Raw genomic sequence first — 23,220 nt, forward strand, 5'->3', positions numbered from 1 at the left:
CGCCGGTCGCGTCCGAACGCGGCAAGCGCATAGAGTTCGCCGCGCTCAGGGTGCGGGCGCGCCGATGGTGGCGGGTTGAAGTCGGTCGCGGTGGCGGACGATCATCGCCCGGTAGAGGCCTTCGAGGGCGAGGGTGTAGGCTGACACGTCGAACAGAGGCGTCTCCAGCCGGTTGGCGTCCAGCCGCGCCTTGATGGCCGCGAGGCGGTCGGGCTCCGTGGCGATGCCGTAGGCCAGCTCGAAATAGCCGGCATGGTCCTCGGCGACCAGTTCGCCGAGACCGACCGCGTGCAGGATGGAGCCCGCCACCCGCGACGGAAAGGTTTCCCCCGGACACGTCACGATCGGCACGCCGGCCCAGAGCGCGTCGCTCGCCGTGGTGTGCGCATTGAATGGCGCGGTGTCGAGCATCAGGTCGGCGAGCTGGAGTCGGGCGAGATGGGCCGCCTGTGGCAGGTTTGCGCCAAAAACCAGCCGCCGCGCGTCCACGCCATGGCGGATTGCCTCCGAACGGAGGTTGCCGGCGGCATGGGGATGGTCGAGCAGCCACAGCACGCTGTCGGGCACCAGGGCGAGCAGCCGGCACCAGATTGCGAAGATGTCGGGGGAGATCTTGTAGGGCTGGTTGAAGCAGCAGAAGACGAAGCCCTCCTCCGGCAACCCGACCTCCCGCCGCCCCGGCCGGGTGCCCGGAAGCGTCCGCCGGCCGTGAGGGTGATAGGTGTGCGGCATGTAGGCCAGGGCCTCGGCATAGTCCGGGGCGCTGGCGGCGGGCGTGAGAAAGCGGTCGGTGATGAGGTAGTCGCACATCCCCGCGCCCATGGTGCCGGGATAGCCGAGATAGTTCACGATGATCGGCGCCGGCCGCAGGAGGACGATGCCGCTGCGCGCCCCGGACGTGAACCCCTTCAGATCAATGAGAATGTCCACGCCGTCGGCATGGATGCGCGCGGCCGCAGCCTGGTCGTCCATGTCCGAGATGTCGATGAAATGGTCGCAGGCGGCCATGGTCCGGCGGCGCATGGATTGACCGTCGTCCGCGCCGAAGGAATAGGCAAGCACCTCGAAATCCGCACCGGCATGGGCCTCCAGCACCTCGATCAGAAGGTGGGCGGTGGCGTGTTCCTGGAAATCGTTGGAGAGATAACCGAGGCGCATTTTCCGGCCGCGCCCGTCATCGAAGGCATAGCGCAGCCCGGAATCTGCCGTCCCGGCCGCGGTCCGGCGCGCGCGGGTCCACAATTCCGAACACGCCCGCTGCTGCTTCGCGCTCACGCCGGGCGTGGACAGAAGATGGAAGGGCGGCAGCAGGTGATCGCCATCGCCGGCGAGCATTGCGCCGATGGCGATGTCTTCGGGCGCGAGATCGTCCCATTCGCAGACGCTGCGCTGCCGCACCGAGGTGGCCATGTTCACACTTCCCGTTCGCGCCTATGGCCTGCGCAGGACAGCGACGGCCATCTGAAGTGCCGAGCGGAGGAAGTCAGCCTCGATCTCGAAAGTCAGACCCCATTGGCAAGCAAGGATCGCGCCGCCGGAGGGGAGCTGAAGGCTAATCCTGAAGCAGCGCCGTGCGGTCCGCGCCCAATTCTCCCGTCTCCTCGAGCCGCGCGGCAGCGGCGACGAGCAACGGCGCGAGCCGCTCGGCCCATTGCCGCTGGCCATCGGACTCCGCAACCAGATCCTGCCGGATCTCGATGCCCACATGGGGAATGCCGCGCCGCTCGCCGTGCTCCGGGATGGTCCAGTCCGTCGCCTCGCTCACCGCATACGGCTCGTTGTCTCCCACCGTGAGCGCGGCATCGGCGCGCAGCAGGGGGAGGAGCGCCCGCGCGAACGGGCTGTCGCGATGATAGAGCAGGCCGGCGTGCCATGGCCGCACGAAGCCGGCGAAAACCGGCGTGAAACTGTGCATGGCGATGAGGATGGCCGGTGCGCCTGCGGCCTGCCGCCGGTCGAGTTCGGCCGCGATGCGCGCGTGATACGGCAGGAAGATCCCGGCCTCGCGTGCCCGGCGCTCCGCCGCGCCGATCCCCTGATTGCCGGGAACGGGCGACGCATCACTCTCCGCCGGGATGGACTGCGCGGCGCCCAGTGGCCGGTTGCAGTCGATCAGCAGGCGAGAATAATTCTGTTGAATGAGCGTGGCATCGAGTAATTCTGAAAGCGCATGGCAAACGCCGGCAATGCCGATGTCCCACGCGATGTGGCGCTCGCGGTCCACCGCCGGGAGGCCCAGCGTTCCGACCGAGCGGGGCAGCCTGTTTCCCGCGTGATCCGAGACGATAAGGAACGCGGAACGCCCTTCGGGATTTATCACAGTGACCGGCGGAATGTCGTCCGCCGTCAGTAAGGAAACAGGCGCGCTCACGTCAGGACCTTTCCGGCACGGGCCACGCACCTGACGCGACAGCCCCGAGGCTGCGCGCACCATAACCGATCTGCGGGCCATGTCCGCACAGAGCTGAGGCCCAGATGCTGATTCACGCCGGCTACGAAATTACCTACGGCTGCCCGCAGCCGACACCCATGATTCTCACCCTGAGCGTCCATCCCTCCCGGATCACAGATCTCCTGAATCCGGACCGGGTGATGTTCGACCCGCCGATTCCCGCCAACACCTATCACGACAGCTTCGGCAATTTCTGCCACGTCATCTCCGCGCCCGCCGGCGGGCTCACCATGCGCACGGACTTCAAGATCCGCGACAGCGGACTGCCCGACGTCGTGGTACCCGACGCGCCCCAGCATGCCCTCGGCGACCTGCCGGTGGACGTGCTCCTCTTCCTTCTGGGCAGCCGCTATTGCGAGACCGATCGCCTGAGCGCGTTCGCCTGGTCGCAGTTCGGCCACCTGCCCAAGGGCTGGCCGCTGGTGCAGGCGATCTGCGATTTCGTCCACGGCCACATCGTTTTCAACTATGCCCACGCCAGCCCGCTGAAGACCGCTTTCGACGCCTACACCAGCCGTCAGGGCGTGTGCCGCGACTTCGCCCATCTCGCCGTCACTTTGTGCCGGTGCATGAACATCCCGGCCCGGTATTGCACCGGCTATCTCGGTGACTTCGGCGTTCCGGCCGATCCGGCGCCCATGGATTTCAGCGCGTGGTTCGAGGTCTATCTCGGCGGGCGGTGGTACACGTTCGACGCCCGGCACAACACGCCGCGCATCGGCCGCATCCTGATGGCGCGGGGGCGGGACGCGACCGATGTGGCGCTCGTGACATCCTTTGGCCCGTCGACGCTCACCTCCTTCAAGGTGTTGACCGTCGAAGCCCCGGAAGCCCCGTGAGGCGATGACGCAATAGGGCGCATCGCTTTAGCGGCCATATCGCTCTACACTCACCACACACCGGCCACGGCCGGCATCCGGGCGAGCGGTCAGACATCTGGCCGGGGACCCGGGACGACCTTCAGATTGGATATCTTTTGCAGGTTCTCGTCAGAGACAACAATGTTGAGCAGGCCCTCAAGGTTCTCAAGAAGCGCATGCAGCGCGAGGGCGTTTTCCGGGAGATGAAGCAGCGCCGGGCCTATGAGAAGCCTTCCGAGCGCAAGGCGCGCGAGCATGACGAGGCGATCCGCCGGCATCGCAAGGCCGCCCGGAAGAAGGCGCAGTGGGAAGGCCTGATCGCCGCCCCCAAGCGCCGCGTCCGGCCCACCAACGCCCGCGGCCCGGCACCCGGCACCACGCCGACCTTCACCGGTCGCTGATCCCTTCAGCCGTCAGAGGGCCGGGGGCACATTGTCCCGGCCCCTCGACCGCGTTCAGTAGAACGGCCGGGCGAGGCTGGCGGAGGCGAGGAGCTTGCCTTCGGCGTCGATGGCTTCGACGGTCCAGGTGTAGATTCCACCGACGCAAGGCGACCGGTAGGAGACAGCGCCCTTAGGGATGGCTCCGCGAGCGGGAAGCTGCACATCGGCCCCGCCAAGCTCACGTCCGCTGGGGCCCATCAGCGCAAACCGCAGCCGTGCCGTCCCGGATGGGACATTATCCACCTGGAATTCCGGGCTGCTTGGCCGCGGCGCGCACAGGGTCGTTCCGATCCATGTGAAATCCAGTGTCATGACGGGGGAGTTCGCCCAAGCGGGTGATGCACCTGCCCAGAGGAGGCAGATCAAGACGCACGCTTTTTTCATGGCAGCTCCTTCGGTCTCGGCATCGAAACCGTTTCAATCCTATCATGAACATGCTCGGACGCGTGATTAAAACTGTCCGATAAATCTCTCATCTGAACGAGAATTGAGCACGCTTGGGCGAGAAAGTGTGCTAAAGGAAAAGCATGGTTACGAAATTTAACGCCAATGGCTGGGTTGAGTTCATTGCGGGCTTCCGATCGCCGCAAGGGCGGTTCCAGATCGTCCGCATCATGCCTCAGGACAAGGGCGAGCCGAGCTATCGCGTGAAGGGCGAGAACGAGGCGTTCGAACGCATCGCTCGCGAATCCGAACTTCGCCATCCCGGGGAAATATAGGCGGAGAAATAGAGGCGGCGAACAGAGAAGCTGGCCGGACATAAATCCAGGCCTTGCTATCAACACAATAGCCCCCTATGTTCCGTTTGTCTGAATTTGACGGCTGATTTTCTGACGCCAAGCCGCGTCTGACGATACCTCCCTTCAATTTCTAACTCTTGTTCTGCTCGACCTCTCGGGCGGAACTCCTACGCGCGATTGAAAGGAAATCGTCATGAATATCGGCACCGTGAAGTGGTTCAACGCCACCAAGGGCTTCGGCTTCATCCAGCCCGACAACGGCGGCGCGGATGTGTTCGTGCATATCTCGGCCGTCGAGCGCGCTGGAATGCAGGGCCTCGCCGAAGGCCAGAAGCTCCAGTTCGACATCGTCCGGGACAACAAGTCCGGAAAGAATTCGGCCGGGAATCTCCAGGCCGCGTGACATTGCTCCGGCGGACCACGGATGTACTGGCCGCTGGACTAATGCATCATGAATTCAAGAAGGGCTCCGCCTGAACAGGCGGGGCCTTTTTCTTTATCCATTTTTCTCAAATCTTAGTTCTCGGGCTTCGACCCGGATCATGATATCCTTCGGAATGACCCCAATCACGACACATCAGAACACGCTCTCCAGCGCCGAGAGCCGCCGCCAGCTGGACGAATCCATCGAGCGGGCCATGGAGCGCAACAAGGGTGAACTGGAAGCGGTGCGCGAGAAGAGCGCGCGGCTTCGGGCCCTGCGGGAGGCCAGCGAACGGGAAGCCCCCGCCGCGCCGCCGCCCAAGCGCCGCCGCAAGGCCTGAAGCAAGAAGACCTGAACCAAGAAGACCTGAAGCAGCAAGACCCGCCAAAACTCGGGGCAAAGCCCGTGATCCCTGCCGGCGGTGCGCCGCGGCATCCGGGACGGCGACGGGCATAATTGCCGCACCTCACGCTTGGACACCATCACCCCGCCCCCGTCGCAACTTGGCCGAAACGGCGCCGATGCTGGCGTCTCTGGTGCATGGCTGCCCTGCGCGGCGAAGGCTGCCGCTTGCCAGCCGCGCCGCTTGGCGGCAAAGTCCGCGCCGAAAAATGCTTAACGGTTGCGTCTGGTGCGCACACACCGTCGGCAACGGTATCAAGGGACACTGCGAGATCATCATGAGGGACGAAGTTGCCATGTCCGGGCTCGGGTCCGGCGCTCTCAGCCGACGCTCTTTCCTGCTCGGCTCCGCCCTCGGCATCGGCGCGCTCGGGCTGGCCGGCTGCTCGTCGGATGTCATGAGCCTTGCCGAGGCGCAGAAGCTCTATGGGCCGATGCCCAACGAGAAATTCCCGATCCCCGCGCCGGATATCAGCAAGGTCAATCCCAAATATTACCGCCGGACCGTCGCTTACGAGAGCAATGAAGCGCCCGGCACGATCATCGTCGATCCCAGCAATTATTACGTCTACCGCGTCGAGGGCGAGGGCAAGGCCACCCGCTACGGCGCCAATGTAGGCCGCGCCGGCTTCCTGTGGAGTGGCGACGCCTATGTGGGGCGCAAGGGCGAGTGGGCGGTCTGGACTCCGCCCAAGGAGATGATCAAGCGCCAGCCCGAAGCGGCCAAATGGGCCAACGGCATGCCGGGTGGCCTGGAAAACCCCCTCGGCGCCCGCACGCTCTACCTCTACCAGAACGGGCAGTATACGCTCTACACGATCTATGCGAGCAGCGACCCCGAGTCGATCGGCACCGGCGTCACCAGCGGCTGCGTTGGCCTGCTCAGCCAGGACATGATCGACCTCTACGAAAAGACGCCGGTCAAGACCAAGGTCGTCGTCATGCCAGCCTGACGCAGGGGCAAGCTCAAAGCCCCAGTTTCAGCCTCTACAGCGGCCCCTGTTGCACGGCGTCGAAGACGAAGCGGCCGCATTCCCGATTACCGCCCAAGTTCAGGCACCCGGCGCATCCTCGGCGCGCTCGCCGCTGGGGACGTGAAGGCTGTGTTCTACGCCAGCGGCATCCTCACCGGGCGCGCCATCGCAGCGCGCCCGCTTTGTCCGCTCAGATGCGCACCACCGTGCGCCCGCGCACCCCACCGGCGATGATGTCTTCGGCCACCTGCGGCAGGTCCTCGAGCGTGACCTCGCGGGTGACGAGATCGAAATCGGCCTCGGTGAGGAGTTCGCCCAGCCGGGTCCACGCGGCGAGGCGGCGCGAGGTCGGGCAGTTGACGGAATCGACGCCCAGCAGCGCCACGTTGCGCAGGATGAAGGGGAAGACGGTGGTCGGCAGATCCGTCGCCGCCGCGAGGCCGCAGGCGGCCACCGCGCCGCCGTAGCGGGTGGCGGCGAGCACGTTGGCGAGGATGGTCCCGCCCGCCGTGTCCACCGCCCCGTGCCAGCGCTCGCCAGCCAGCGGCTTGCCCGCGGCGGCATAGGTGGCGCGATCGACGATATCGGTGGCGCCGAGGCTCTTCAGGAAGTCGGCTTCCGCCGGACGACCGGTGAGCGCGCTCACCTTGTAGCCGAGGCGCGAGAACAGGCGCACCGCGACGCTGCCCACGCCGCCGGCCGCGCCGGTGACGAGGACATCACCACCCGCCGCGATGCCATAGCGCTCCAGCGCATCCACGCAGAGCATGGCGGTGAGGCCGGCCGTGCCGATGGCCATGGCCTGGCGCGCGGTGAGGCCCTCGGGGAGCTTCACCAGCCACTCGCCCTTCACCTTCGCCCGCTCGGCGAATCCGCCGGACCAGTTCTCGCCGACACCCCAGCCCGTCAGCACCACCTTGTCGCCGGGGACGAAGGCGGGGTTGTCACTGGCGCGCACCGTGCCGGCAAAATCGATGCCCGGCACCATGGGCAGCGCGCGCAGGATGCGGCTCATGCCCTTCAAAGCGAGGCCGTCCTTGTAGTTGAAGGACGAATATTCCACGTCCACCGTCACGTCGCCGGCCGGCAGATCGGCCTCTGTGATGGTCTCGATGGCAATGGCCTGCCCGGCGTCGGTCTTGCGCGCCATAAGGGCGCGGAAGGTCTCGGTGCTCATTGGACGTTTCCCTGTGATGTGCGTGGACCGCGCGGGCGCGGATCAGGGGCCTCGGCTCAGGGCCGGATGGCCTTGCGGGCCTCTTCGGCCTTCTCGTACTGGGCGCGGATGTAGCGCACGAGGCCGCCGAGCGCGGCCACCGCCGCCTCGCCATCGCGGTCCCGCAGCGCGGCGAGGAGCGTCTCGTGGTGGGCGACGATCTCCGTCCGGTCGCGCACGCGGAAGATGATCATGTTGCTCACCGGCATGAGCGCTTCCACCACCGCATTCATGAGGAAGCGCAGCAGGGCATTGCCCGCCGCGTCCACGATGGTGCGGTGGAAGCGCACGTCGGAGGCGCAGAAATCCTGATCCGAAAGGCTGGCGGTCCGCTGCAGGGCGATCTCCGCCTCCAGCGCCGAAAGGTGCGCGTCCGTGCGGTTCAGGGCGGCGAGACGGCAGCACACGGCTTCCATCTCCAGCCGCGCCGTCGCCATCTCCTCCAGCGAAACGCCACCGGTGGCGACGAGGAGCGTGACGGACGTGCCGAGGCTGGTGGCCAGCTCCTCCGGCGACGGGCCGGTGACGAAGGTTCCGCCAGTGGGGCCGCGCCGGGAGCGGATGAGGTGGCGCGCGGCGAGCCGCTTCAGGGCCTCGCGCACGGTGGGCCGCGAGACGCCGAACTGCGCGGCCAGCTCCTCCTCGGTCGGCAGGCGCTCATCCACCTTCAGCCGGCCGTCCATGATGGCCTGCTGGAGCTGATCGGCGATCTGGCTCGCCGCGCTGGTGGTGACGATCTGGCCGTAGCTCGGTTCCATCTGATCCGTTCCGGGGACGCCTGTGGTCATCCCCTTGGTCTCAGATCGGCGGCTTCAAATCAACCTAAAAATTATTCGTTTGACAAATCTTCAAATGAGCCTTTTGGTTCCACAGATCGCGGACGGAGATGCCGCGGCACAAGAAGACACTGGAAACGCCGGGAGAGAAAAAATGCGCGCTGCCCTCGTAGCGGCGACCGTGCTGTCGTGCGCCGTCGCCGTCCCGATCACGACCGCTCACAGGGCTTCGGCTCAGGATCTGCCGACGTTCCGCATCGGCGTCATGAACGACCAGTCGAGCCTCTATTCCGACATCGCCGGCCCCGGCTCCGTCACCGCCGCGCAGATGGCGGTCGCGGACTTCAATCCGGAGAAGCACGGCTTCAAGGTGGAAGTGGTCTCCGCCGACCACCAGAACAAGGCGGACATCGGCTCCTCCGTCGCGCGGCGCTGGTATGACCTCGACAAGGTGGACGCCATCGTCGACGTGCCCACCTCCTCGGTGGCCCTCGCCGTCGCCGACATCAGCCGCGACAAGAACAAGGTGTTCCTGGTGGCGAGCGCCGGCACGTCCGACCTCACCGCCAAGTCCTGCACGCCGAATACCGTGCACTGGACCTACGACACCTGGGCGCTCGCCAACGGCACCGCCCGCGCCATGATCAAGCAGGGCGGCGATTCCTGGTACTTCCTGACGGCCGATTACGCCTTCGGCCATGCGCTGGAGCGCGACGCGGCCGAAGTGGTGAAGGCCAACGGCGGCAAGGTGCTGGGCCATGCGCTCGCACCGTTCCAGAGTTCGGATTTCTCCTCCTTCATCCTCCAGGCGCAGGGCTCGGGCGCGAAGGTGGTGGCGCTGGCCAATTCCGGCGGCGACACCATCAATTCGGTGAAGCAGGCCGCGGAGTTCGGCCTGTCGCAGAAGCAGAAGCTCGTCAGCCTTCTCATCTTCCTGTCAGACATCCATTCTCTGGGCCTGAAGACGGCGCAGGGCCTGATGCTGACCAATGCCTTCTACTGGGACCTGAACGACGGCACCCGCGCCTTCGGCAAGGCGTTCGGGGCGCGCAACAACGGGCGCATGCCGACCATGAACCAGGCCGGCACCTATGCCGCCACGCTGCACTGGATGAAGGCCATCGCCGCCATGGACAAGGCGAAGGCCCATGACGGTGCCGCCGTGGTCACACAGATGAAGGCCATGCCCACCGACGATCCGCTGTTCGGCAAGGGCCACATCCGCGCCGACGGCCGCACCATCCACAACATGTACCTGTGGCAGGTGAAGACGCCGGAGGAGTCCAAGGGCCCCTACGACTATCTGAAGCTGGTGGCGACCATCCCCGGCGACGAGGCCTTCCGGCCCATGTCGCCCGAGGCCTGCCCGATGCTGAAGAAGGCCGGCTGAGGTGACGGCGCCGGCGACAGCCGCCCGCACGGACGGCAAGGCTTTCTCCCTCGCGATCCTCGTGGTCGCGGAAGTGGCGGCGATGGCGACCTGGTTCGCCACCACCGCCTCTCTGGGGGCGATCCGGGCGCAGTGGAGCCTGTCGCCCTTTCAGGAGGCCTTGCTCACCAGTTCCGTGCAGGCGGGCTTCGTCGCCGGCACCCTCCTCAGCGCGCTGCTCTCCCTCGCGGACCGCGCCGATCTGAGGACCCTCTTCTCCGTCTCCGCTCTTGTGGCCGCGCTGGCGAACGGGGCCATCCTGCTGTTCGAGCCCACCCATCCAGCCGTGCCGCTACTGCGGTTTCTCACCGGCATGTGCATGGCGGGGGTCTATCCCGTGGGCATGAAGCTCGCGGCCACCTGGGCGAAGGGCGATCTCGGCCTGCTCATCGGCATGCTGGTGGCGGCCCTGACGCTGGGCTCGGCCTCGCCCCACGCCATGGCGGCGGTGGGCGGGCTGGATTGGCGCGCGCCGGTGGCGGGAGCGGCGGCGAGCGCGCTGGTGGCCGCCCTCCTCATCCGCTTCGCCAAGGTCGGCCCCAACCATGCGAAGGCGCCGCCGCTGAAGCTCTCCAACGCCCTCGATGCGTTCCGGCGGCCGGCGCTCCGGCTCGCCAATCTCGGCTATTTCGGCCACATGTGGGAGCTCTACGCCATGTGGGCGTGGATCGGCGCCTTCTTCGCCGCCAGCTTCGCCGCGCGCTATGGCGATGCCCCGCCCCTCGACCCGCGCCTTGCCACCTTCTGCGTGGTCGCCATCGGCGCCGTGGGCGCGCTGGGCGGCGGCTTCGCGGCCGACCGGCTGGGGCGCACCTTTGTCACGGCGCTGTCCATGGCGGTGAGCGGCTTGTGCGCGGCGGGCATCGGCTTCCTGTTCGGCGCCTCGATCTGGCTGGTGCTGCCGCTGGCGCTGGTGTGGGGGGTGACGGTGATCTCCGATTCCGCCCAATTCTCCGCCGCCGTGACGGAGCTGTCCGACCGCAGCCTCATCGGCACCATGCTGACGGTGCAGACCTGCGTCGGCTTCCTCATCACGCTGGTGAGCATCCACCTCCTGCCCTACGCGGTGGATGCGTTCGGCTGGCGCTTCGCCTTCCTCATCCTCGCCATCGGCCCCTTCCTCGGCGTCCTCGCCATGCTGCGCCTGCGGCTCCGGCCGGAAGCCGCTGCCATGGCCGGCGGGCGGCGCTGATCCCTCTCCACGAGGCTTTCATGACCTTCACCAAGATCGCTTACGAAACCCGCGACGGCATCGCCCTCCTCACCCTCAACCGGCCCGAGCGCACCAATGCGCTGGACCAGGAGATGCTGGGCGAGATCAACGCGGCCATGGACCGCGCCGAGGCCGATGCGGACGTGAAAGCCGTGATCGTGCGCGGCGCCGGCAATGCCTTCTCTTCCGGCTTCGACCTGAAAGCGCAGATGGAGGCGCGCCCGGTGGGCGTCGATGCGTGGCGGCCCGTGCTGCGCAAGGATTTCGACACGGTGATGCGCTTCTGGCACTGCCCGAAGCCCACCATCGCCATGGTGCGCGGCGCCTGCCTCGCTGGCGCCTGCGAGCTGGCGCTGGCCTGCGACATGACCATCGCCTCGGAAGACGCCTTCTTCGGCGAGCCGGAGCTGAAGTTTGGCGCCGGCATCGTGGTGATGCTGCTGCCGTGGATCGTCGGCCCCAAGATCGCCAAGGAAATCATCCTGCTCGGCGAGGACCGGGTGAGCGCGCAGCGCGCGGCCGAGATCGGCATGATCAACCGCGTCGTTCCCGCCGATCGGCTGGAGGAGGAGGCGCTGCGGATCGCCCGGCACATCGGCGCCATTGATCCCAGCCTCGTGAAGGAAACCAAGCGCGCCCTCAATCGCGCACTGGAGACGCAGGGCATGTTGCAGGCGCTGGAGAGCGCGCTGGAGATCGACCTTTCCATCGAGGGCGCCGGCTCGGCCGACAAGATCGCCTTCTTCGATGTCGCCCGCCGCGAGGGCCTGCGCGCCGCCATCGCCTGGCGCGATGCGCGCTTCCCGACCCGCGAAGGCTGAGGAGGCCGTGATGGCGAAACCGGGCGCGCTCTGCCGCATCCTGGACGACGCGGCCGGCACCGTGGCCGAGGACGGCGGCGCGGCTCACACCGCCGACGCCCTGCGTGCCGCCGCCTCCAGCCTCGCTGCGCAGCTGCGCGCGGAGGGGCTCACGCCGGATGAGCCGGTGATCGTCGCCGTGGCCAATCGCGCCGCGGACCTCGCCTCTTTCTTCGGCGTCTGGCAGGCGGGCGGCGTCGCGGTGCCGCTCCACGCCGGCGCGGCCGAGATGACCCGCACCACCATCCTCGAGCAGACCGGCGCCCGCAATCTCGTGGCGAACGGCACCGTGGCGCGCCTTGCGGAGGTGCCGCCGCCGGCCCGACCGCTGCTCGACGGCGCGGCGCTCATCGTCTTCACCTCCGGCTCAACCGGCAAGCCCAAGGGCGTGGTGCTCGCCCACGACCGCTTCGCCGGAAAGCTCGATGCGCTTCAGGAACTGCTCGCCCTGACGCCCAGCGACAAGGTGGTGCTGCCGCTCCAGCTCATCTTCATCTTCGGCCTGTGGGTGGCGCTGCTCTCCCTGAAGACGGGCGCGCGGCTCGAACTGGTGGGAAAGTTCACGCCCGCCGGCCTCAAGGCGCGTCTTCCCGACGCGACCGTGCTCGCGACCGTCCCCTCCATGCTGCGCACCCTGTTCGGTGAGGGCGAGGTGGCGGCACCGCAATTGCGGGCCATCCTGACCGGCGGCGAAGGGCTGGGAACGCATCTGGCCGGGGCGATCGCGACGCAATTGCCCGGTGCCGGCGTGTTCGACCTCTACGGTCTCACCGAAACTGGTTCGTGCGACTTCTGCCTGAGGCCCGCGGACGCGGAGACGGGGCGCGGCTCCATCGGCCGGCCGACGCCGGGCATCGACTACCTCATCTCGGACGATCCTGCCGCCGGGGCCACGGGCGCGGGGCCAGACGCGGCGGGCGAACTGCTCATCCGCACGCCCTTCGGCATGATCGGCTATCTCGACAATCCCGACCTCACGCAGGCCGCCTTCCGGGACGGCTTTTTCCGCACCGGCGACGTGGCACGGCGACGGCCGGATGGATGCGTGGAGATCGTCGGCCGCATCAAGGAGATCGTTTCGCGCGGCGGCAACAAGATCGCCCCGGCGGAGATCGAGACGGTGCTGTGCGCCCATCCCGCCGTCGCCCAGGCCCTCGCCGCCGGCGTGCCCGACCCGCGCCTCGGCGAGGCGCTCCATGCAGCCGTGGTGCTGCGCGCGGGAAGCTCTGCCTCTGCGGATGAACTGCGGGCGTGGTGCGCGGCGCGCATCGAGCGGTTCAAGGTGCCGGACGCCATCCATGTGGTGGCCGCGCTTCCCACCGGCCCCACGGGAAAGGCCTACCGGCCGGGCATCCGCGCCCTCGCCGACGCGGCAGTTCCGACCGCAACGCAAGGCCGCTAGGACCGGCGGCGGCTCTTTCCAGCACCGCCGTTGCCCGCCGCTCCCGCCAGCGAGACCCAATGTCGCGCTCCCGCCCTGGAACCCGGACCCGCCTTCGCGCCTTCCTTCCGAGATGCCGTAGAGGCATGTCCGAACATCCGGGGGCGAAGGGACGCATTGCTCGACCGCCGATCATTCATGCTGGGTGCGACTGCGCTTTCGGCTCTTCAGGCCGCCGCAGCTCATCCCGCGCTTGCCCAGGAGGGCGAGCGGTTCGATGCCGACACGGTACGCAACACCGCGCGCCAGCTTGCCGCGAAGCCCTTCAAGCAGGGCAACCAGTCCCTGCCGGCGGAGCTCGACAAGCTCAGCTATGACGACTACCGCAACATCCGTTTCAACGCCGATCGTTCGATCTGGCGCGGCCAGCGGCTGCCGTTCGAGATGCAGCTGCTGCATCGAGGCTTCCTGTTCCGCGATCAGGTGGATGTCTTCGTGGTGGCCGAGGGACGGGCACGGCGCATTGCCTATGATCCCGGCCTGTTCCGTTTCGAGCACGGGCTGAAGACGCCCCAGCCCGGCACCGACCTCGGCTTTTCCGGCTTCCGCCTGCACGGACCGCTGAACCGCCCCGATTATCTCGACGAGATCGCGGTGTTTCAGGGCGCGAGCTATTTCCGCGCCGTCGCCAAGGGGCAGGGCTACGGGACGTCCGCGCGGGGTCTGGCTGTTAAGACGGCTTCGGCCTCCGGCGAGGAATTCCCTGTCTTCAAGGCCTTCTATGTGGAGCAGCCTCGACCGGACGTGCCCTCCATCGTGGTTCACGCTCTGCTCGACAGCCCGAGCGCCACGGCGGCCCATCGCTTCACCATCCGCCCCGGCGATGCGACCGTGATGACCGTTGAGATGGCACTGTACCCCCGCACGGACCTGACCGAGGCGGGCATCGCGCCGCTCACCAGCATGTTCCTGTTCGGACCGGCCGACCATGCCGGCTTTGACGATTTCCGCCCCGCCGTTCGCGATGCCGAGGGCCTCGCCATCACCGACGGCACGGGCGAACAGCTCTGGCGGCCGCTCTCAAATCCCGGCCGGCTTCAGATCAGCGTGTTCTCGGGCTCGAACATGCGCGGCTTCGGCCTGATGCAGCGCCAGCGCTCCTTCTTCGACTATCAGGATCTGGAAGCACGCTACGAGAAGCGGCCGAGCGTGTGGGTGGAGCCCATCGGCGACTGGGGCGAAGGCGCGGTGCATCTGGTGGAAATCCCCACGCCGCAGGAAGTCCACGACAACGTCGTCGCCTTCTGGCGCCCGAAGGATACCCTGCGCAAGGGCAGCGAATACACCTACACCTATCGCCTGCACTGGACGTGGGACATGCCCACCCCGCCGGCCCTCGGCCGCGTGGCGGGCACGCGTGCGGGTGGGACCGACGAGCGGCGACTGTTGGTCATCGATCTGGTGGACGGCCCCATGGCGGGGCTGACGCCGGACGGCATCCGGCTGGATGTCTCCGCCAGCGCGGGAGAGGTCCGCGACGTGGTGCTCCAGCCCAATCCGGAAATCTCCGGCGCCCGTCTCTCCTTCGCCTTCGAGCCGAAGGGCGCGAACCTCTCGGAATTGCGGGCACGTCTCATGAAGGGCGATATGCCCCTCACCGAAACCTGGCTCTATCGATGGACGCCCTAGCGCACGCCCGGCCGGCCACGCGCCAGGCCCCGGCGCCCGCTTTGCCGCCCGAAGCGCCCCTCGCCATGCCGGCGCAGGATTTCCGTCGCAGGCCGGAACGGGTCAGGTCCGGGACGCGGCTCGGCGCATCGCTCATCGTCCGCCGTGCCTTCGTGTTCGGCGGGGCCATCGCGTTGACCGGCCTTGCCGCCTACGAGATGTACAAGGTGCTCGACGTGGGCGGGCTGACCTACCTCGAATACGCGGTTCTGGTGCTGTTCGTCGTCCTCTTCGCGTGGATCGCCCTCGCCTTCACCAATGCCCTCGGCGGCGCCATCAGCCTTCTGTCGGGCCGCAAGGCGCTCGGCATCGACCCGGACGCCCCCCTGCCCGCTCCGACCATCCGCACCGCCCTCCTCATGCCCTGCTACAATGAGGAGCCGAACCGCGTCTTCGCCGGGCTGGAAGCCACATGGTGCTCGCTGGAGGCGACCGGGCGCGCCGGCCTGTTCGACGTGTTCATCCTCAGCGACACCACCGATCCGGATGTCTGGGTCGCGGAGGAAGCCGCCTTCCTCGCCCTGCGCCGGCGCACCGGCGGCCGCTTTTTCTATCGCCGCCGCGCGCAGAACACGGACCGCAAGGCCGGCAACATCGCCGATTGGGTCACCCGCTTTGGCACGGCATATGAGGCGATGCTTATCCTCGACGCCGACAGCGTGATGACCGGCGACTGCATGGTCCGCCTCGCCGACGCGCTGGAGCGCAATCCGGATGCAGGGCTGATCCAGACACTGCCGGTGATCGTGGGTGGCCGCACGCTGTTCGCCCGGCTCCAGCAATTCGCCGGGCGCCTCTATGGCCCCCTCATCGCCCACGGACTTGCCTGGTGGCACGGACCGCAGAGCAATTATTGGGGCCACAATGCCATCATCCGCACCCGCGCCTTCGCCGAGGCGGCGGGCCTGCCGCACCTCAAGGGGCGCAAGCCGTTCGGCGGGCATATCCTGAGCCACGATTTCGTGGAGGCGGCCCTGCTGGTGCGCGCAGGCTGGGGCGTCCACATGGTGGCCGGCCTTCCCGGCAGCTATGAGGAGGGGCCCCCTTCCCTCACCGATCTCGCCGTGCGCGACCGCCGCTGGTGCCAGGGCAATCTCCAGCACGCGGCCGTGCTGCCAGTGCGCGGGCTCCGCTTCGCGAGCCGCATTCATCTGCTCACCGGCATCGGCTCCTATGTCTCGGCGCCGCTGTGGCTGCTGATGCTGCTGGCGGGCCTTCTCACCTCCCTTCAGGCGCGCTTCGTGCCGCCGGATTATTTCCCCTCCGGCTTCGCTTTGTTCCCGGTCTGGCCGGCGCAGGACCCGGTACGCGCGGCCTGGGTGTTCGGCGCCACCATGGCGGTGCTGCTGATGCCGAAATTCATCGCCTTCGCGCTGATGCTCGGTGATGGCACCGTGCGACGCGGCTTCGGCGGCGCGGGGCGGACCTTCCTCGGCATGATCAGCGAGATCCTGCTCTCGGGCCTCATGGCGCCGGTGACCATGGTGTCCCAGTCCTTCGCCGTGGTCAGCATCCTCATGGGGCGGGACGGCGGGTGGAATCCGCAGCGGCGGGACGACGGCAGCCTCGGCTGGCGGGAGGCGTTCCGGCACTTCTGGCCCCACACGCTCCTCGGCCTCGGCTTTGCGGCCGCGACCGCCGCCATCGCGTGGCCGCTGATGGCCTGGATGTCGCCGGTGATCCTTGGGCTTCTGATGGCGGTGCCGCTCGCGGTGTGGACCAGCCGTCCGCGCCGTCCCGGCGGACTTCTGGAAACGCCGGAGGCGAAGACCCCTCCGGCCGTCCTGCGCTCGGCCACGGACCTGCGCGCCGCCCTCGCCGGAACCGACGGTCCGGCGGAGGCCGTCGCGCACCTCGCCGGCGATCCCGACCTCCTCGCCTTCCATCGCAATGCGTTGCCCGCGCAGGGCAAGCGCCTGCCCGGCGATGTCCGCCCCGATCGCCTCGTCGCGCGGGCGAAGATCGAGGATGCGCGCTCGCGCGCGGAGGCGCTGACGGGGCTCTCGCCTAAGGAAAAGGCCGCCGCCCTCGCCGACGATCAGGCCCTTGCCCGCTTGCTCGCGCTCACCTGAACGCCCACCCCGGGACCGGCGCGATCAGTCCCGGTCCGACACGGACCGGCGAATGTGGGCGGCGAGGTGATCCGCCGCCGACGAGCCGCCGGGGTGGCGCTCCCACAGGATGAGATCCACGCTTTCGAGCGGCGGCAGACCTTCCGCGCTGCCGAGACGCACAAGCCCCGGCGTGCGGACAGATTGCGCGAGGACGCATACGGCGGAATCCGCCAGAGCCATGGATTGCAGGCCGGCGATGCTCTCCGAGATGCAGGCGATGCGCCAGCGTCGGCCGATATGGTCGAGCGCCGCCAGTGCATAGTCCCGGTAGAGATTGCCGTCCGGCAGCATGGCCAGCGGAATGGGGTCCGCAAGGTGGGCGCTGCCGCCCTCCGCACCCAGCCAGATCAGCGGTTCGGGCCGCAGCAGCGTTCCGGTGCCGACGCGCGGGGAGACGCCCGGCATGCGGGTGGCAATGGCGATGTCGAGAAGGCCCTCGGTCATGTCCTGCGCCAGCTGCCGCGACAGCGCGCAGCGCACCGTCACCTCGACGCCCGGATAGGTATCGCGGAAGCGGGCCAGCGTCTCCGGCAGGAGGAAGGCGGCATAGAGATCCGGGCAGCCGAGCGTGACGCGGCCCGCCACATCGTCGGCGGAAAGCCGCAGCCGGGCTTCCTCATCCAGCCGCAGCATGGTGCGCGCATGGGGCAGCAGCATCTCGCCGTGCCGCGACAGCTTGAGATGCCGCAGGTCCGGCTCGAACAGGGGAAAGCCCGCCGCCGCCTCCAGCCGCCGGATCTGCAGGCTCACGGCCGGCTGGGTGCGGTTCAGGCGCCGGGCGACACGGGTCACGCTCTTCTCCTCCACCAGGAGAACGAAGGTGCGCAGCAGGGCAATTTCCAGCGGCCGGGACATGCCGCCCATTAAAATAACTTTGCCAAGAGCAAAGCAATATAAATTTGATTTGATCGCAATGCATCTGTCTAATCTATGAGCGGTCGCGATCGACTGTCCAATACCTGCTCAAGATCTGCGATTTTGATGCACATCAAAAAGGCATTTGCGCAACCGCAAGGCATTGTCGCCCTGCGCCGTGGAGGCGATGTGAACCCCAGCCCCTTCCTTCAGGTCCACGGTCTGACCCGGCGCTATGGCGGCGTCGCCGCACTCGACGGCGTCACCCTCGATCTCGCCCGTGGCCAGGTCACTGGCCTCATCGGCCCCAATGGTGCCGGCAAGACGACGCTGCTCAACGCACTCACGGGGCTCGCCCGGCCGGAGGCCGGAACGGTGCTCCTGGAGGGCGAGAACGTCACCGGCCTTCCGGCCCACGTGATGGCTGCCAAGGGCGTGGTCCGCTCCTTCCAGATCGTGCGGGAGCTCTCAAGCCTCACCGTGTTCGAGACCCTTCTCGCCGCCCCGCCGGCCCAGAGTGGGGAGACGGTGACGGGCGCCCTGTTCGGCCGCCGCAAATGGTGGGCGCAGGAGCGCGCCAACGCCGATCTCGCCCGTGCGCTGCTGGAGCGGGTGGGGCTCGTGAAGCTCGCCGACCAGTCGTCCGCCATGCTCTCCGGCGGCCAGAAGAAGCTGCTGGAAATGGCCCGCGCACTGCTGATGAAGCCGAGACTGATCCTGCTGGATGAGCCGGGCGCCGGCGTCTCGCCGCCGCTGCGGCTGGAGATCGTGCGGCTGGTACGGGAGCTGAAGGCGGAGGGCCTGTCCTTCGGCATCGTCGAGCACGACATGCATCTGGTGGAGGAGGTGTGCGACCACGTTCACGTCCTCGCCCAGGGGCGCGCCCTCGTCTCCGGTACCTTCGCCGAGGCCACGGCAGACCCGCGCGTCGTCTCCGCCTATCTCGGGGTGGCGGCATGACTGCGCGCCCCTGCGATCCGAAGGCGGAAGAACTTTCCCTCGCGCTCGCCGTCTCGGGCCTGCGCGCCGGCTACGGCCGGGGCGGCGATATCGTGTGCGGCATCGATCTCGCCCAGACGGCGGAGAGCATTGTCGCCGTCATCGGCCCGAACGGCTCGGGCAAATCGTCCTTCATCAAGACCATCGCCGGCCTTGTGCCGACGCGGGCCGGAACGGTGACGGTGACGGGGCGGGACATCACCACGCTCTCGCCGGCACGCCGGGTGGCGTCGGGGCTCGCTTATGTGCCTCAGGAAGCCAACATTTTCGCCACCCTCACCATCGCCGAGAACCTGAAGCTCGCCACCGAATTCCTGCGCGGGCGCGCCGGCGTCGGTCCGGAGCAGCGGGAGAAGGTGCTCGATCTCTTCCCCGAACTGCGGCAGCGGCCGCGCACGCTCGCCGGCAACCTCTCCGGTGGCCAACGGCAGATGCTGGCCTTCGCCTGCGCCCTCCTTGCCAATCCCGAGGTGCTGCTGCTCGACGAGCCCTCGGCCGGTCTCTCGCCCAAGATTGTCGGCGAGACCATGGAAGCGGTGGTGCGCGTGCGGGAGGCCGGCGTCACCGTGCTGCTGGTGGAGCAGAACGTCGCCGCCGCGCTCGGCATCGCCGACGAGGTGGTGGTGCTGGTCGCCGGCCGGCTCACACTCCGCGCCTCCGCCGCCGACATCCGCCAGGCGGACCTCGCCGGCCTCTTCTTCGGAAAGGCGGCCTGAGCCATGGCGCTTCAGCTCTTCCTCAACGGCCTCGTCACCGGCCTGCTGCTCGCCCTGCCGGCGCTGGCGCTGACACTGGTGTTCGGCATCCTGCGCTTCGCCAATTTCGCGGTGGGGGCGCTCCTCACCCTCGGCGCCTATGCGGCTTATACGGCGAATGTGGTGCTCGGCCTGCCGCTGCCCATCGCCGCCGCTTTCGCCGCGGGTACGGTGGCGCTCGCCTCCCTCATTGCCGATGCGCTGGTGTTCGAGCGGCTGCGGACGCGCGGCTCCATCACGCTGCTGGTAGCCTCCATGGGCGTGTCGCTGGTGGTGGAGAACATCTGCCGCTTCATCTTCGGCAATGCCGCCAGAAGCTTCGATCTCGCGGTGGCCCGGCCCATGCGCTGGAACGGTCTGCGCATCAACCACGAACAGCTCATCACCGCCGGCGTGGTGATCATCGCGCTGGTGCTGTTGCACCTTCTCATCACCGCCTCGCCGCTCGGCCGGGCCATGCGGGCGGTGGCGGACAATGCCTCCCTTGCCGCCGTGCGCGGCGTGGAGCGGCGCACCATCGCCCGCATCACCTTCGCCCTCACCGGCGCGCTCATCGGGCTCGCCGGCGTGCTGGCGGGGCTGGATCGCGCCATCGATCCGCTGATGGGCTGGAACTACCAGATCCCCATCTTCGCCGCCGCCATCCTCGGCGGGCTCGGCAGCCCCATCGGCGCGGTGGCGGGCGCGCTTCTCATCGGCTTGGCGGAGGAGATGTCCGCCCTCGTCCTGCCCGTCTCCTTCCGGCAGATCGTGAGCTTCGGCGTCATCCTGCTGCTCCTCCTGTTCCGCGCCAATGGCCTGTTCGGGGCCAAGGCCATCCGAAAGTGAGGGTGCGGCAATGATCTCCTACCTCGTCACCGTCGTCATCCTCGTCGCCATCGCGGCCCTCGTGGGGCTGGCGCTGAACCTGCAATGGGGGCTTGCCGGGCTGGTCAATTTCGGCGTCGCCGGCTTCGTCGCGCTGGGGGCCTACACGCTGGCCATCAGCGCGCCGCACGTGGGCTGGCTCGCCGGCATGGTGCTCGCTGCGGCCGTTTGCGCGGGCCTTTCCATGCTGCTGTCGCTGCTCACCATCCGGCTGGAGGAAAACTACCTCGCCATCGTCACCATCGGCTTCGCGGAGATCGTGCGCATCCTGCTGCTCAATCTCGGCGAGCTGACCGGCGGGGCGCTCGGCATCGCGGATATTCCCCGCCCGTTCGCGGGCATCACGCCGGCGGGATGGGGCGATGCGGTGATCCTCGCCTTCGCGCTGGGGCTGGTGGTGATCGTCTTCGCCTTCAGCGAGGCGCTGGTCCGCTCGCCCTTCGGCCGGGCGCTGCGGGCGGTGCGCGACGATGCGACAGCCGCAGCGGCGCTGGGCAAGCCCGTGCTGGCCCTGCGGGTGCGCGCCTTCGCCATCGGCGGGGCGATCATGGGGCTGGCGGGGGCGCTTCACGCCTTCTTCCTCACCTATATCGACCCGAGCCAGTTCACCCCCATCATCACCGCCTATGCCTTCATGGCGGTGATCGCCGGCGGGCGCGGCTCCAACCTCGGCCTCGTCCTCGGCGCCGGCTCCATCATGCTGATCCTGGAGGCGACGCGCTTCCTGAAGGACGTGATCCCAGGCGTCGATGGCGTCCAGCTCTCCGCCCTGCGGCTCGGGATGATCGGGGTGGGCATCGTCCTGCTGCTGATCCTGCGGCCGGAAGGCCTCGTCTCCGAGCCGAAGCGCCGCTTCGCCGATTTCTTCCCGCCCGAAAGCGAGAAAGCCTGATGCCCCGCGTCGCCCCCCTCACCGCGGCCGACCTGCCGCTCCCCTATGCGGAGGTCTTCACAGCCTTCGCCGGCGGCTATGCCGACTTTCGCGACCAGGCGTCGGTGCTCGCCCATGTGCCGCCCGCGCTCGACCATCTCTACCGGATGCTGATGGAGCTGCGGGCGCGGGAAGGCGTGCCGTTCCGCTACATCGAGCTGGCGGTCGTGACCGTCTCGAAGCTCAATGCCTGCCCCTATTGCGTCTCCCACCACACCCCCCTGCTGGAGGTGGAGGGTGTGCCCGAGGAAGCGGTGGCCGCCCTCCCCGCGAGCGATCATCCGGCCTTCGATGCGGCCGACCGCGCGGTGATCGATTATGCCCGGCTCGTCACCCAGCGCGCCTGGGGCATCCGCGACCAGATGTTCGATGACCTCCGGCAGCATTTCACCGAGGCGCAGATCGTCGAGCTGACCCTGCGGGCAGCGCTCGCCGGCTTCTTCAACCGCTTCAACGACGCGCTCCAGATCGACGACGGCGCCGCGGAAGCGCTGCTCCAACTCCATCCCGAACCCGATACAGCAGCAGGAGAACAGCCGTGACGCGCAGTCTGCCCCTCACTCGCCGGCATGTGATCGCCGGCCTCGCCTCGCTCCCGGCGGCTGCCCTGCTTGGGCGGCCAGCCGCGGCGCAGGCAGCCGAGATCCCCATCGGCATGGTGCTGCCCTTCTCCGGCGCGACCGGCCCCTACGGCCCGGACATGAAGAAGGCCGCCGAGATGGCGGTGAAATGGGTGAACGATGCCGGCGGCATCCTCGGCGGACGCCCGCTGAAGCTGTTCATCGAGGATTCCGAGACCAATCCCACCGTCGGCGTCACCGGCACCAAAAAGCTGCTGGAAGTGAACAAGGTGGAGCTGGTCGGCGGCTTCTGGGGCAGCCCCATCGCGCTGGCGGCCAAGCCCATCATCCTCGCCGCCGACAAGGTGCAGATGGTCTCCTGCTCGGCCAATGCCGTGACCGAGGGCGACACCAAGGGCATGGTCTTCCGCTTCCAGGCGAAAAGCACGTCCTGGGGCCCGGCCGGCGCCAAGGTGATGAAGACCATCGGCGCCAAGACGGCGGTGGTGCTGGCCCAGCAGAACCCCTTCGTGGTGGCCATGATCGAGCCCTTCAAGGCCGAATTCGCCAAGCTCGGCGGCAAGGTGCTCGACGTGGTGATGTACAACCCCGACCAGCCGTCCTACCGCTCGGAAGTCGAGAAGGCATTCGGCGGCGATCCGGACGCGGTGTTCTGCCTCTCCCTGCTGACGGATTTCGTCTCCATCGCCAAGGAAGTCTATCGCGGCGGCTTCAAGTCCAAGATCGTCGCGCTGTCCATCGGCGCCGATGCGGAGGGCAAGTTCCTCCAGGCCGTCGGACCGGAGGTGGCGAACGGCATCTACCACCTTCAGCCCGCGCCGCCGCTCGACTCGCCGTCCTACAAGAAGTTCGTGAAGGAGATGGGCGCGGCGCCCGGCACCGTCTTCCTCTTCGCCGGCAACGCCCACGACCAGATGTGCGTCACCGCCCTCGCCATGGAGCACGCCAAGTCATCCGACGCGAAGGTGTGGGCGAAATCCGTCTTCGAGGTCTGCAACCCGCCCGGCGAGGAGGTGGACGACGTGGTAAAGGGCCTTGAGCTCATCCGCGCCGGCAAGAAGATCAAGTTCGTCGGTGCCGGCGCCACCTGCGATTTCGACGCCCGTGGCGACCAGATCAACCGCTCCTTCCTCGTTCAGGAGATCAAGGGCGGAAAGAACGTCTCCCTCGGCATCATTACCTGACGCCCAGGCTCCCATCCCCCGGCCCGGCCGGGGGAT

General features: G+C 67.9%; 24 protein-coding genes. 18 read left to right on the forward strand and 6 right to left on the reverse strand.

Going from position 1 to position 23,220, the window contains the following annotated elements:
* Positions 1-45: 45 nt before the first annotated feature.
* Together A37E_RS0101185 and A37E_RS0101190 are read right to left on the reverse strand one after the other, a co-directional pair.
* A complete protein-coding gene (locus A37E_RS0101185; RefSeq protein ID WP_029554951.1) occupies positions 46-1,410 on the reverse strand; it encodes a hypothetical protein in 1,365 nt (454 codons plus the stop codon).
* A 142-nt stretch (positions 1,411-1,552) separates the two neighbouring features.
* Entirely contained in the window at positions 1,553-2,371 is an 819-nt protein-coding gene (locus tag A37E_RS0101190; RefSeq protein ID WP_051678697.1) for an N-formylglutamate amidohydrolase, read from the reverse strand.
* Between the two features lie 104 nt (positions 2,372-2,475).
* On the opposite strand from A37E_RS0101190, the gene A37E_RS0101195 reads away from it, so the two are divergent.
* Entirely contained in the window at positions 2,476-3,291 is an 816-nt protein-coding gene (locus A37E_RS0101195; protein ID WP_029554953.1) for a transglutaminase family protein, read from the forward strand.
* Positions 3,292-3,428: 137 nt separating this feature from the next.
* Positions 3,429-3,713 (forward strand): 30S ribosomal protein S21, encoded by a 285-nt coding sequence (gene rpsU, locus A37E_RS0101200; RefSeq protein WP_024278123.1) that lies wholly within the window; start codon positions 3,429-3,431, stop codon positions 3,711-3,713.
* Positions 3,714-3,767: 54 nt separating this feature from the next.
* Here the strand turns inward: rpsU and A37E_RS0101205 are convergent, their stop codons facing one another.
* Complete coding sequence (locus A37E_RS0101205) at positions 3,768-4,067, reverse strand: hypothetical protein (RefSeq protein ID WP_029554954.1); 300 nt, start codon at positions 4,065-4,067, stop codon at positions 3,768-3,770.
* Positions 4,068-4,282: 215 nt separating this feature from the next.
* Here A37E_RS0101205 and A37E_RS0101210 point away from each other — a divergent pair, with 215 nt between their 5' ends.
* The 4 genes from A37E_RS0101210 to A37E_RS0101225 all read left to right on the forward strand — a co-directional run bounded on the left by A37E_RS0101210 (position 4,283) and on the right by A37E_RS0101225 (position 6,274).
* Complete coding sequence (locus A37E_RS0101210) at positions 4,283-4,474, forward strand: hypothetical protein (RefSeq protein WP_024278121.1); 192 nt, start codon at positions 4,283-4,285, stop codon at positions 4,472-4,474.
* Positions 4,475-4,688: 214 nt separating this feature from the next.
* The gene (locus tag A37E_RS0101215; protein ID WP_024278120.1) at positions 4,689-4,898 is read left to right on the forward strand and encodes a cold-shock protein; all 210 of its coding nucleotides are present in this window, start codon (positions 4,689-4,691) and stop codon (positions 4,896-4,898) included.
* A gap of 154 nt (positions 4,899-5,052) precedes the next feature.
* Complete coding sequence (locus A37E_RS0101220; RefSeq protein WP_024278119.1) at positions 5,053-5,259, forward strand: hypothetical protein; 207 nt, start codon at positions 5,053-5,055, stop codon at positions 5,257-5,259.
* Positions 5,260-5,599: 340 nt separating this feature from the next.
* The gene (locus A37E_RS0101225) at positions 5,600-6,274 is read left to right on the forward strand and encodes a L,D-transpeptidase family protein (protein WP_029554955.1); all 675 of its coding nucleotides are present in this window, start codon (positions 5,600-5,602) and stop codon (positions 6,272-6,274) included.
* 211 nt (positions 6,275-6,485) lie between these two features.
* Here the strand turns inward: A37E_RS0101225 and A37E_RS0101230 are convergent, their stop codons facing one another.
* Complete coding sequence (locus A37E_RS0101230; RefSeq protein ID WP_029554956.1) at positions 6,486-7,472, reverse strand: MDR family oxidoreductase; 987 nt, start codon at positions 7,470-7,472, stop codon at positions 6,486-6,488.
* A gap of 56 nt (positions 7,473-7,528) precedes the next feature.
* Entirely contained in the window at positions 7,529-8,269 is a 741-nt protein-coding gene (locus tag A37E_RS0101235; protein ID WP_029554957.1) for a FadR/GntR family transcriptional regulator, read from the reverse strand.
* A gap of 172 nt (positions 8,270-8,441) precedes the next feature.
* On the opposite strand from A37E_RS0101235, the gene A37E_RS0101240 reads away from it, so the two are divergent.
* The 6 genes from A37E_RS0101240 to mdoH all read left to right on the forward strand — a co-directional run bounded on the left by A37E_RS0101240 (position 8,442) and on the right by mdoH (position 16,970).
* Positions 8,442-9,677, forward strand: coding sequence for an ABC transporter substrate-binding protein (locus tag A37E_RS0101240; RefSeq protein ID WP_029554958.1), 1,236 nt, complete (start codon positions 8,442-8,444; stop codon positions 9,675-9,677).
* Position 9,678: 1 nt separating this feature from the next.
* The gene (locus A37E_RS0101245) at positions 9,679-10,908 is read left to right on the forward strand and encodes an MFS transporter (protein WP_029554959.1); all 1,230 of its coding nucleotides are present in this window, start codon (positions 9,679-9,681) and stop codon (positions 10,906-10,908) included.
* A 20-nt stretch (positions 10,909-10,928) separates the two neighbouring features.
* Positions 10,929-11,750: an enoyl-CoA hydratase-related protein gene (locus A37E_RS0101250; RefSeq protein ID WP_029554960.1), complete on the forward strand. Its 822-nt coding sequence runs from the start codon at positions 10,929-10,931 to the stop codon at positions 11,748-11,750.
* 10 nt (positions 11,751-11,760) lie between these two features.
* Positions 11,761-13,191: a fatty acid--CoA ligase family protein gene (locus A37E_RS0101255; RefSeq protein WP_029554961.1), complete on the forward strand. Its 1,431-nt coding sequence runs from the start codon at positions 11,761-11,763 to the stop codon at positions 13,189-13,191.
* Positions 13,192-13,368: 177 nt separating this feature from the next.
* Positions 13,369-14,859, forward strand: a complete 1,491-nt coding sequence (locus A37E_RS0101260) for a glucan biosynthesis protein G (RefSeq protein ID WP_029554962.1) — start codon at positions 13,369-13,371, stop codon at positions 14,857-14,859.
* Positions 14,847-16,970, forward strand: a complete 2,124-nt coding sequence (mdoH, locus tag A37E_RS0101265) for a glucans biosynthesis glucosyltransferase MdoH (protein ID WP_029554963.1) — start codon at positions 14,847-14,849, stop codon at positions 16,968-16,970. The genes A37E_RS0101260 and mdoH overlap by 13 nt, the downstream gene beginning before the upstream one ends.
* A 24-nt stretch (positions 16,971-16,994) precedes the next feature.
* On the opposite strand, the gene A37E_RS0101270 is transcribed toward mdoH, so the two are convergent.
* Positions 16,995-17,876: a LysR substrate-binding domain-containing protein gene (locus tag A37E_RS0101270; RefSeq protein WP_081837382.1), complete on the reverse strand. Its 882-nt coding sequence runs from the start codon at positions 17,874-17,876 to the stop codon at positions 16,995-16,997.
* Between the two features lie 180 nt (positions 17,877-18,056).
* Here A37E_RS0101270 and A37E_RS0101275 point away from each other — a divergent pair, with 180 nt between their 5' ends.
* From A37E_RS0101275 to A37E_RS0101300, 6 genes are read left to right on the forward strand one after another with little or no spacing between them, the layout of a single operon-like run.
* Complete coding sequence (locus A37E_RS0101275) at positions 18,057-18,827, forward strand: ABC transporter ATP-binding protein (protein WP_029554965.1); 771 nt, start codon at positions 18,057-18,059, stop codon at positions 18,825-18,827.
* On the forward strand, positions 18,824-19,582 hold the full coding sequence (locus A37E_RS0101280; RefSeq protein WP_051678698.1) for an ABC transporter ATP-binding protein: 759 nt from the start codon (positions 18,824-18,826) through the stop codon (positions 19,580-19,582). Before A37E_RS0101275 ends, A37E_RS0101280 begins: the two co-directional genes overlap by 4 nt.
* Before the next feature lie 3 nt (positions 19,583-19,585).
* Complete coding sequence (locus A37E_RS0101285; protein WP_029554967.1) at positions 19,586-20,449, forward strand: branched-chain amino acid ABC transporter permease; 864 nt, start codon at positions 19,586-19,588, stop codon at positions 20,447-20,449.
* Between the two features lie 10 nt (positions 20,450-20,459).
* A complete protein-coding gene (locus A37E_RS0101290) occupies positions 20,460-21,380 on the forward strand; it encodes a branched-chain amino acid ABC transporter permease (RefSeq protein WP_038192406.1) in 921 nt (306 codons plus the stop codon).
* A complete protein-coding gene (locus A37E_RS0101295) occupies positions 21,380-21,961 on the forward strand; it encodes a carboxymuconolactone decarboxylase family protein (protein ID WP_051678699.1) in 582 nt (193 codons plus the stop codon). The genes A37E_RS0101290 and A37E_RS0101295 overlap by 1 nt, the downstream gene beginning before the upstream one ends.
* Positions 21,958-23,184 carry an ABC transporter substrate-binding protein gene (locus A37E_RS0101300; RefSeq protein WP_051678700.1) on the forward strand — a complete coding sequence of 409 codons (1,227 nt, stop codon included), beginning with the start codon at positions 21,958-21,960 and terminating at the stop codon, positions 23,182-23,184. The genes A37E_RS0101295 and A37E_RS0101300 overlap by 4 nt, the downstream gene beginning before the upstream one ends.
* Positions 23,185-23,220 lie beyond the last annotated feature (36 nt).

The organism is Xanthobacter sp. 91, assembly GCF_000702385.1.
GTDB classification, from domain to species: Bacteria; Pseudomonadota; Alphaproteobacteria; order Rhizobiales; family Xanthobacteraceae; genus Xanthobacter; species Xanthobacter aminoxidans.